Genomic DNA, 8,507 nt, shown 5'->3' on the forward strand with positions numbered 1-8,507 from the left:
ATCTCCTGTTGGAACCCCTCCCAGGTTATAGCCGGTGCCGAAGGCAAGTGCAATTATGGCAATGAAAGTTAAAATGATGAGTACATACTTCATCGTGTTTGACATCGGTTTATTTTCCCCCAAAGGACATTACTGACAACATTGAGCCACGGAAAAACACACGCAGGATTTGACTTCGGAGAAGATTTATTTGCCTCCTTACCGTGCGTTTACGAGGCTATCCGTCAGTTAACTCAAAGGTCAAGTAAACCTGTAAGCCGAGTTCTGTATCCTTCCAGCATGGAAGGACGGTGGCCATCTATCTAGCCCTGATGTTACCATCGGGGTCATGCGGCCAACCCGGGGATAGGCCGGGCGTCCTTATATCCCTCTATTCGGCCTTGCTCCGGATGGGGTTTACCCAGCCGACCGGTCACCCGGCCGCTGGTGGGCTCTTACCCCACCATTTCACCCTTACCCTTCCCGTATGGGAAGGGCGGTATGTTTCTGTGGCACTTTCCATAGGGTCACCCCTCCTGGGTATTACCCAGCACCCTGCCCGGTGGAGCTCGGACTTTCCTCCCCTCCCGAAGGAAGGGCGGCCACCCGGTTTACTTGACCCACTTATAGTCTAGTATCAGGGGTACTATTAGTCAACCGCTCAGTCCAGCGCCGCGTTGCTTAGCCTGTCCGCCTCCGCATTCTGACGCCTTGGTATGGAGGCAATGGCGAAACTCTGAAATAAAGACTGCAGTTCCCTGACCCGCTGGTGCAATGGCTTGAGCGCCGGGTTTTTCACGCGGTATCGACCGTTTATCTGCTCTACTACCAGCTCGGAATCGGATTTTATCACAACACCGGCCACACCCAAACGGATGGCTTCTTCAAGGGCAGCAATAACGGCCTGGTACTCTGCCTGGTTGTTGGTAGTTCTTCCGATTCGTCTGGAAATTTTCCCCAGTACCCTGCCCTGCCCGTCTTTAATCACGGCACCAATTGCCGCGGGACCGGGATTTCCCCTGGATGCCCCGTCGGTATATAAAATTGCTTTCTCGATTTTCATTCACCATCTACGGCAGGTACAAAATACGGCTGCAGCTGCCGCACTGCACCAGGGCACTACGTCTCGCCTGCTGCAGTTCGCTGGAGGGTAAGGATATGCGGCAGCCGCGACATATCCCCTGCTCCACCCTGGCCACAGCCAGACCCTTGTTTTTCCTGAGCCGCTCGTAAAATGTCAGGACCTTTGAGTCGACTTCGGCGGCAAGCGTCTGACGTTTCTGCTTCAGGTCATTCAAGCTGCCTTCCAGCACCGCTTTCTCATTCCTGAATCCTTCCTGCTCGCGCTGCCACCCCGCGTCAATCTCTTCCAGTTCCTGGTTCAGAGTTGCTATGCCAGCCTCAACTGTCTCCACCTTCTCCATGATTTCCAGGTCTTTCGTTTCCAGCCCGTTGCGCTTGGCTTTCCAAAGCTCAACCTCATGCTGCAGGCTGGACAGCTCCTTCGGGTTCTTGATTTTTCCGCTGTAAAGCTGGTCATCACCGGCTTTTATTTTACTGGCCAGGTCGTCTATTTCCCACTCAAGGGAATGCTGCTGGTGCCGCAGCTCCTTCAGCTTTTCCTTTTCTGCGTCGAGTTTCTCCCGAGCGGCGACCACCACATCATCTTTACCCAGCCGGCCGACAACCTGTTCCAGCTTGTGCTCTCCATCAGCAATTTCAAGGTCGATTTCCTGCAGCTCGTGGAGCTGCCCAGCTACGCTCATGACAATATACTCTTTCCGGAGACCTGCATGAAATATCCGTTTGATTGTAATGTGTCTGATGTGAAATCACATCAGGATTTATGCATCGCTTCCTGAATGAGTGAACCGCCGGCCTCAAAAGCCCGCAGGTTTTGTTCTTTCACTTTGGCAGGTGCTTTCCCCGCCAGCACCTGCTTCACTTCCTGGCTATCGAAGAACGGCGATACCTGACACAGTGCACCAACCATAACTACGTTGGTCAGCAGGCTGCCGCCAATCTGCCGCGCGCATTCGGTGGCCTTGATGGAGTAGCCCTTCTTCCCCGACTTCTTAAGCGCTGCCTGGATTTCCTCGTCCGAGGGGTAGATATCCATCTCCATATTGCACAGCACCGTCGGCTCTTTGTAGTCGTTGAGCAGGTACATGCCGTCCCCGGCCAGCAGCTCGAAGTTGCGCAGCATCTCGATAGTCTCAAATCCCATAAGGATATCCACCTTACCTGCCGGGATGAGTGGTGAATAAAGCTCAGCATCGGAAACCCGCAGATGCGATACCACGGAGCCGCCGCGCTGCGCGGCACCTATTGTCTCCACGGCGAGTACCCGATACCCTTTTTCTATCAGGTATCCGGCGAGGATGCTTGAGGCAAACAGGTTGCCCTGCCCGCCGACACCCGCAATCAGTACGTTTAACTCCATTTTATTGCTCCTATCTGGCAAACTTCCACGCACATGCCGCACTCAACACAGGTGCCATAGTCAATGGTCGCCTTGCCATCGCTGAAATGGATGGACGGGCAACCGAAGTAGGTGATGCAGATCTTACAGCCATTGCAGAGGTCTTCATCGAGAACGACCTTGCGCGGTGTGAAACCAAAATCGCCGGTCCGCCTCGACACCAGGTAGCACGGCTCGGTGGCCACGACAACGGAGACGCCTTTTTCCTTCACCGCCTTTTCCAGCGCTTCCTTTACCTGCGGGATGTCATAAGGATTGACCACCTGGGCACTGGTCGCTCCGGCGGCGGTGGAAAGTCGAGCCACATCAATGGCGAGAGCTGGTTCACCACGAACGTTGATTTCGCTGCCCGGATGCGGTTGAAAGCCGGTCATCGCCGTGGTCCGGTTATCGCAGACGATGGCTACCATATCCACACCGCTGTGGATGGCATTCAGGAGACCGAGAACTCCGTTGTGGAAGAAGGTGGAATCGCCGATGATGGCAAATACCGGCCGGCCATAGCCGCTGTGGGCGATGCCTGAGGCCATGGGTATTGACGAGCCCATGCAGTAGATGGTCGACTGCAGTTCCATCGGTGGGAATGAGCCGGCGTCATAGCAGCCGATATCTCCGGTGACAACGCCTTTGTATTTGCGCGCCGTCAGTTTCAGTGCGTGCAGCAGGCCACGGTACTGGCAGCCCACACACTGGGTGCGCGTTCGTATCGGGACTTTCATTTCCAGCGGCACTGTTTCCGGGATTTTCTTTTCCAGTTCCGGATAGAGCGCTGCCAGCGACTTCAGTACTGCGGTGGTTGACAGTTCTCCGGCCGTGGGCAAGAATCCGCTCCTCCCCACCACCTCCACCTTTATCCCCTCATCGAAGAACAGCTGCTTCAATATACCCTCCACCACTGCCTCGCTGTCCTCGTAAACTACCAGCTTGTCCATCTTCCTGGCGAACTCGGCTACCTTGTTTCTAGGCAGGGGCAGTGTGCCCAGCTTTAAAACCGGGAATTTCTTCCCCAGTATCTTTTCCGCCTCTTTGACAAACGCGTAGCCGATGCCGCAGGCGACCAGCCCTATCTTCCCCTCGCCGCCCTCGATATGGTTGAAGGGACTATCTTCCATGACTTTGGCCAGCACCGGCTGTTTCTCATTGAGCCACTGGTGCCTGACCACCGAACGGAGAATACCGCCGGCTTTGACCTCTTGTACCGCGCTCATGATGAATCGCGAACGGTCATCCTCAAAAAACGGCTCCTTCGCCTCTTTTACCTCTTCCATATTGACCATGCTGCGTGCGTGGCAGACGCGCATCACCGGTCGCACCACGAAGCACAGTTCCGTCTCCTCGGAGAGTTCAAAGGCCGTCTTCACCATGTCCTTGGCTTCCTGCGGACACCAGGGGTCGAATACCGGCAGGTGGGCGTCAAGTCGGGTGATTATGCGGCTATCCTCCTCGTTCTGCGATGAGATGCCGCCGGGGTCATCCCCTGAAATCAGCACCAGTCCGCCGCGGACGCCGGTGTAATTCAGGTGCATAAGAAAATCAAGGACTACATTGGTACCGTTATGCTTCATTACTGCCAGCGAGCGGGTGTTGCAGAGAGATGCGCCCATGCATATCTCCAGGGCCACCTTCTCGTTGATGCACCACTCGGCATAGACATCGGGATACTTGGAAACATATTCCAGCACCTCCGAGGCCGGAGTTCCCGGGTAGCCCGCCACCACCTTCGCCCCCGCTTCAATCGCCCCCCTGCCCATCGCCTCATTGCCCATCAGGTACTCTTTCTCCGCCATTAATGCCTCCATTATTTCGCTGGTAATTTGCCGTTGTTTGGCCTATTCGTGCCGGGGTATTACTATCGCCTCGCCTTCCAGCACTACGGTGCCATCCTGATTGCGGCAGATGGTTTTCAGGTGAACGCGGTTTCGTTCCGGTATCTTTTCCACCACCTCCACCTCCGCCTCGATGACATCGCCAAACTTAACCGGCGCTCTGAATTTCAAGCTCTGGGACACGTAGATATTGCCCGGGCCGGGCAGTTTGATGCCCAGCACTGCCGATATCAGACTTGCGGTTAACATGCCGTGGGCGATTCGTTCGCCGAAAACCGCCTGCTCCGCATAGAGCTTGTCCATATGTATCGGATTTATGTCCCCGGTTAACTCGGCGAAGCGTATCACGTCCCGCTCCGTAATCAGCTTGCTGATACTGGCCCGGTCCCCGATATTCAGCTGGTCTATCGTTTTTCCTTGCAGCATATTGCCTTCAATCAACGAAAGAGAGAGGCCGAGATAACCATGCGCTGAACTTCCGAAGTTCCTTCATAGATTTCGGTCAGCTTGGCATCACGGAAGTAGCGCTGCATCGGTGAGTCCATCATATAGCCGTAGCCGCCGAACACCTGAATTCCCAGTGTGGATGCCCGCATTGCCAGTTCCGTGGCGTACAGTTTGGCCATGGCAGCCTGCGTCCGGAACGGCTGTTCGTTATCCGCCAGCCAGGCTGTTTGATAGGTGAGCAATCTGGCTGCTTCCAGCTCGGTGTACATATCGGCCAGCCGCCAGCTAATCGCCTGATAGGAAGCAATCGGCGCGCCGAATTGCTTGCGGTTTTTGGCATATTCAACGGCTCTCTCCAGAATAGCGCGGGTAATGCCGATGGCCTGCGCCGCTATTCCTATCCTGCCGTGGTCTATCAGCTCCAGAAAGATGCGCATGCCCCGTCCCTCATCACCGAGCCGGTTGGCCGCCGGCACACAGCAGTCCTCCAGTACCTGGTCGGCATTGGTGGCGGCGCGCATACCCAGTTTATCGTACTTCTTGCCCTTGCTGTACCCTGGCATTTCCGCCTCTACGAGAAACGCCGTCATGCCCCGCTCCCCTAGCTCCGGTACATTGGCAAAGGCGAGCACCACATCACAGACATCGCCATTGGTGATGAATATCTTGGTGCCATTGAGTATATAGTCATCGCCATCTCTGGCCGCGGTCATCTGAACACTGCTGACATCGCTGCCGGCTTCCGACTCTGTTATGGCCATGGCACCGACCTTCTCCCCTTTCACCAGAGCGGGCAAGAACTTCTGCTTCTGCTCCTCGGTGCCAAAACGGTAAATCGGCGCGGCACACAAGCACAGGTGCGCATCCAGGATATCGGCGGTGGCGGCACATGCTCTAGAGAGCTCTTCCACAGCAATGGCCACGGAAAGCTCATCTCCACCGCTGCCGCCGTACTCGGGAGGTATACCCAACCCGAGCAGCCCCATCTCCGCCATCATCTTAAAATTATCCCAGGCGAACTCCTGTTTCCGGTCCAGCTCGTCGGCCACCGGCGCCAGTTTCTCATTGGCGAAATCTCTGACCGTGGTCTGGAGCATCTTGTGCTCTTCACTGAGAGAAAAGTCCACTGCTTCCTCCTTCCCGGTGCGACAACTACTGCGGATACTAGACAAATCGTAAACCTAACACTATCGATTGTCAAGAAATGAAAAACGTGCTTTGTTGTTAAAATGATGACAAAAATGACTCGCTTGATTTAGAACATCTGTGCTATTTTATTATGGTCGACTAAAATAACGAGGGTAAAGATGAAACTCCTTAAATTGGCCGTGGAAAAACAGCGATGGGACCTTGCTGCCCACACCATTGTCCTGGCAGCTGCCCGGACGTTAAACGGAGGAGACAGACCATATGCCAGCCAGAACGCGCCAAAAATCAAACGCATCAAAGACAAAGCTAAAAGCTAAAGGCGGCTTCTATCAGAAAGTGCTTGATGAAGCCGAGCGTCTCGATTTCGAACTTGCCTCCGGCGTCAATGGCATTGATGATGAGATTGCCCTTCTCCGGGTGAAAATCAAGTCCATCCTGGGCGATGACCCGAAAAATATCAGGCTCATCGTAGAAGCAACCAATGCTCTGGAGAGACTTGTGCGCACCAAATATAAAATCAGCAAGGAACAGAGGAAAGGATTGAAGGAGGCCATCGGCAATGTCCTCAGAGATGTCGCCCTCCCTCTCGGCATCGGCATCGCCACCACCGTCAGCAGATAAATCTGCGGCAGGCGGACTGGCCGCACGCCAGCTGCGACCCTACCAGCGCGATATCGCTATGGCCATAGTAAACAGCGTCTTCGGCAGAAAGGGACTGACGTTTTCCGTGGAAATTGCCAGGCAGGGCGGGAAAAATGAACTTTCCGCCCAGCTTGAATTGCTCCTGCTGACACTCTACATGGCAGAGCCGCAGAACCTGATAAAGTGCTCTCCCACCTTTAAACCGCAGACGGTTATCTCCATGGCCCGTCTCAAGGACAGATTAAATGAGGCTGGCTTCGATGGCATCTGGCGTGCGGAATTGGGCTATATCATCAGACTGGGCAACGCCCGGGCCATATTCCTTTCCGCCGATGAGTCCGCCAACGTGGTGGGCAATACGGCCCACATCCTGCTGGAAGTGGACGAGTCGCAGGACGTCAGCAAGGAGAAGTACAACAAGGAGTTCAAACCGATGGGCGCCACCACCAACGTGACCACCGTGCACTACGGCACCACGTGGGATGACTCCACCCTGCTGGAGGAGGTAAAGCAGACAAACCTCGAGCTGGAAAGAAGGGACGGCATCAAACGCCATTTCCGGTATGACTGGCAGGAAATCGCCAATTACAACCCCGATTACCTCGCCTACGTTGAGGGGGAAAGGGAGAGACTCGGGGAAAATCACCCGCTTTTTCTGACCCAGTATCGACTCCAGCCAATCCACGGCGGCGGTGGTTTCTTAAACAGCCAGCAACGTGCCCAGCTGCGCGGTGAGCATCACAGGAAACACTTTCCCGAGCGCGGACAAGTCTATGTTGCAGGGATTGACCTTTCCGGGGAAGCCGAAGAGGCCGAGGACGCATTTCTAAGGGCTATAAAGCCTCGACAGGACTCCACGGTGGTTACCATCGGTGAGCTGGATTTCACCGCCGGCAGTGACATGGTGCATCAGCCACATATAAAAATCGTGGAGCATTACTGGTGGACGGGCAGAAAGCACGCCGAGCTTTACCCCCAGCTGGTTGACATCCTTAAGAACGTATGGCGCTGCCGCCGAATTGCGGTTGATGCCACCGGCGTTGGCGAGCCGGTGAGCTCGTTTCTGAGGCAGGCGCTGGGCTCGCGGGTCATTCCCTTCACTTTTACCCAGCGCTCGAAATCAGAGCTTGGCTTCAACCTGCTGGCGGCGATTAACTCCGGGCGGTTAAAGATGTACCGAAGTGATGGTTCCCCAGAGTATCAGGAATCCTGGTTCGAGATGGAAAAGGCCAGGAGCCAGTACCGTCCCAACCAGACGATGAATTTCTACGTTAATCCCTCCCAAGGCCACGACGACTTCCTGATGAGCCTGGCATTAATGCTGGAAGCGGCCAGCCAGTTCACACCGCGGAGTGCGAGGGGAGGTTGATTACTCTTATAAAACCAGTCGCCTTTTTCAGCCCCAATGAAAGTTCCCCCTCCCGTTAAGGAGGGGGAACAAAAGGGGTGGAGGTCAGACCCCTACTAGAATGTATAGTAATAGGCGGTGCGGCGGCCCATCCAGTAACCGACAGCAAAGAGAATCAGCGCCCCGAGGCCAAGCAAGGTGTATAAAGCCCATGTTGGAAATGAGAATGGTTTGCTGACGTAGAATTCACCGGCGCCAGTCCACACTCCCTCGTTTTCAGCAGCATCGACAGCTCTGACCCGCCAGTAGTAAGCATCTTCTCGACCAGCCAGAGCAATGGATTCCGCTTCCGTGGCCGTGTATTCTGATTTGGCCAGTCCTGTTTTCTCCAGCACGATGGAATCTTCGGCGAAGTCGTCATCGATCGCCACCTGAAGAGTATAGCTCGCCGGCTCAGCATCCACTTCGACATCTTCCCAGTCGAATATTACCGGTGTTTCCGCCTTCACGCCCATCTCTGGCAGAAGGGGCTTCGGTATCGGCGGTGGGACGGCCTCTACCGTGAATGTTACCTCATCGGTGTTGGTACCATCGCTGATGGATATCGCATGCTCTCCAGCCTTGGCCGATGGAA

General features: G+C 55.0%; 10 protein-coding genes and 1 other RNA gene. 3 read left to right on the forward strand and 8 right to left on the reverse strand.

The window, feature by feature from the left end; translation table 11 throughout:
• Window positions 1-237 precede the first annotated feature (237 nt).
• The 7 genes from rnpB to KKD83_04200 all read right to left on the reverse strand — a co-directional run bounded on the left by rnpB (window position 238) and on the right by KKD83_04200 (window position 5,861).
• An RNA gene (rnpB, locus tag KKD83_04170) (RNase P RNA component class A) lies at window positions 238-597 on the reverse strand.
• A gap of 43 nt (window positions 598-640) precedes the next feature.
• Window positions 641-1,036: a ribonuclease HI family protein gene (locus KKD83_04175; GenBank protein MBU2535350.1), complete on the reverse strand. Its 396-nt coding sequence runs from the start codon at window positions 1,034-1,036 to the stop codon at window positions 641-643.
• Window positions 1,037-1,049: 13 nt separating this feature from the next.
• Window positions 1,050-1,745: a hypothetical protein gene (locus KKD83_04180; GenBank protein ID MBU2535351.1), complete on the reverse strand. Its 696-nt coding sequence runs from the start codon at window positions 1,743-1,745 to the stop codon at window positions 1,050-1,052.
• 71 nt (window positions 1,746-1,816) lie between these two features.
• On the reverse strand, window positions 1,817-2,422 hold the full coding sequence (locus KKD83_04185; GenBank protein MBU2535352.1) for an indolepyruvate oxidoreductase subunit beta: 606 nt from the start codon (window positions 2,420-2,422) through the stop codon (window positions 1,817-1,819).
• Entirely contained in the window at window positions 2,413-4,248 is a 1,836-nt protein-coding gene (locus KKD83_04190) for a 4Fe-4S binding protein (GenBank protein MBU2535353.1), read from the reverse strand. The genes KKD83_04185 and KKD83_04190 overlap by 10 nt, the downstream gene beginning before the upstream one ends.
• Before the next feature lie 42 nt (window positions 4,249-4,290).
• Window positions 4,291-4,713, reverse strand: a complete 423-nt coding sequence (locus KKD83_04195; GenBank protein ID MBU2535354.1) for a MaoC family dehydratase — start codon at window positions 4,711-4,713, stop codon at window positions 4,291-4,293.
• An 11-nt stretch (window positions 4,714-4,724) separates the two neighbouring features.
• Window positions 4,725-5,861 carry an acyl-CoA dehydrogenase family protein gene (locus KKD83_04200; GenBank protein MBU2535355.1) on the reverse strand — a complete coding sequence of 379 codons (1,137 nt, stop codon included), beginning with the start codon at window positions 5,859-5,861 and terminating at the stop codon, window positions 4,725-4,727.
• A gap of 180 nt (window positions 5,862-6,041) precedes the next feature.
• Here KKD83_04200 and KKD83_04205 point away from each other — a divergent pair, with 180 nt between their 5' ends.
• The 3 genes from KKD83_04205 to KKD83_04215 are packed head-to-tail and all read left to right on the forward strand — an operon-like array spanning window position 6,042 to window position 7,894.
• Window positions 6,042-6,200, forward strand: a complete 159-nt coding sequence (locus tag KKD83_04205; GenBank protein ID MBU2535356.1) for a hypothetical protein — start codon at window positions 6,042-6,044, stop codon at window positions 6,198-6,200.
• On the forward strand, window positions 6,145-6,504 hold the full coding sequence (locus KKD83_04210; protein MBU2535357.1) for a hypothetical protein: 360 nt from the start codon (window positions 6,145-6,147) through the stop codon (window positions 6,502-6,504). Before KKD83_04205 ends, KKD83_04210 begins: the two co-directional genes overlap by 56 nt.
• Window positions 6,455-7,894, forward strand: coding sequence for a hypothetical protein (locus KKD83_04215; GenBank protein MBU2535358.1), 1,440 nt, complete (start codon window positions 6,455-6,457; stop codon window positions 7,892-7,894). The genes KKD83_04210 and KKD83_04215 overlap by 50 nt, the downstream gene beginning before the upstream one ends.
• Before the next feature lie 95 nt (window positions 7,895-7,989).
• Here KKD83_04215 and KKD83_04220 read toward each other — a convergent pair.
• On the reverse strand, window positions 7,990-8,507 hold a 518-nt coding region (locus KKD83_04220; GenBank protein MBU2535359.1), incomplete at its 5' end, for a hypothetical protein.

The sequence above is a fragment of the Chloroflexota bacterium genome (genome assembly GCA_018829775.1).
GTDB lineage: Bacteria > Chloroflexota > Dehalococcoidia > Dehalococcoidales > RBG-16-60-22 > E44-bin89.

Coding starts and splice junctions, on each gene's coding strand:
- KKD83_04205 (MBU2535356.1), top strand. CDS start 6,042: ATGAAACTCCTTAAATTGGCCGTGGAAAAACAGCGATGGGACCTTGCT.
- KKD83_04210 (MBU2535357.1), top strand. CDS start 6,145: ATGCCAGCCAGAACGCGCCAAAAATCAAACGCATCAAAGACAAAGCTA.
- KKD83_04185 (MBU2535352.1), bottom strand. CDS start 2,422: ATGGAGTTAAACGTACTGATTGCGGGTGTCGGCGGGCAGGGCAACCTG.
- KKD83_04190 (MBU2535353.1), bottom strand. CDS start 4,248: ATGGCGGAGAAAGAGTACCTGATGGGCAATGAGGCGATGGGCAGGGGG.
- KKD83_04215 (MBU2535358.1), top strand. CDS start 6,455: ATGTCGCCCTCCCTCTCGGCATCGGCATCGCCACCACCGTCAGCAGAT.
- KKD83_04195 (MBU2535354.1), bottom strand. CDS start 4,713: ATGCTGCAAGGAAAAACGATAGACCAGCTGAATATCGGGGACCGGGCC.
- KKD83_04180 (MBU2535351.1), bottom strand. CDS start 1,745: ATGAGCGTAGCTGGGCAGCTCCACGAGCTGCAGGAAATCGACCTTGAA.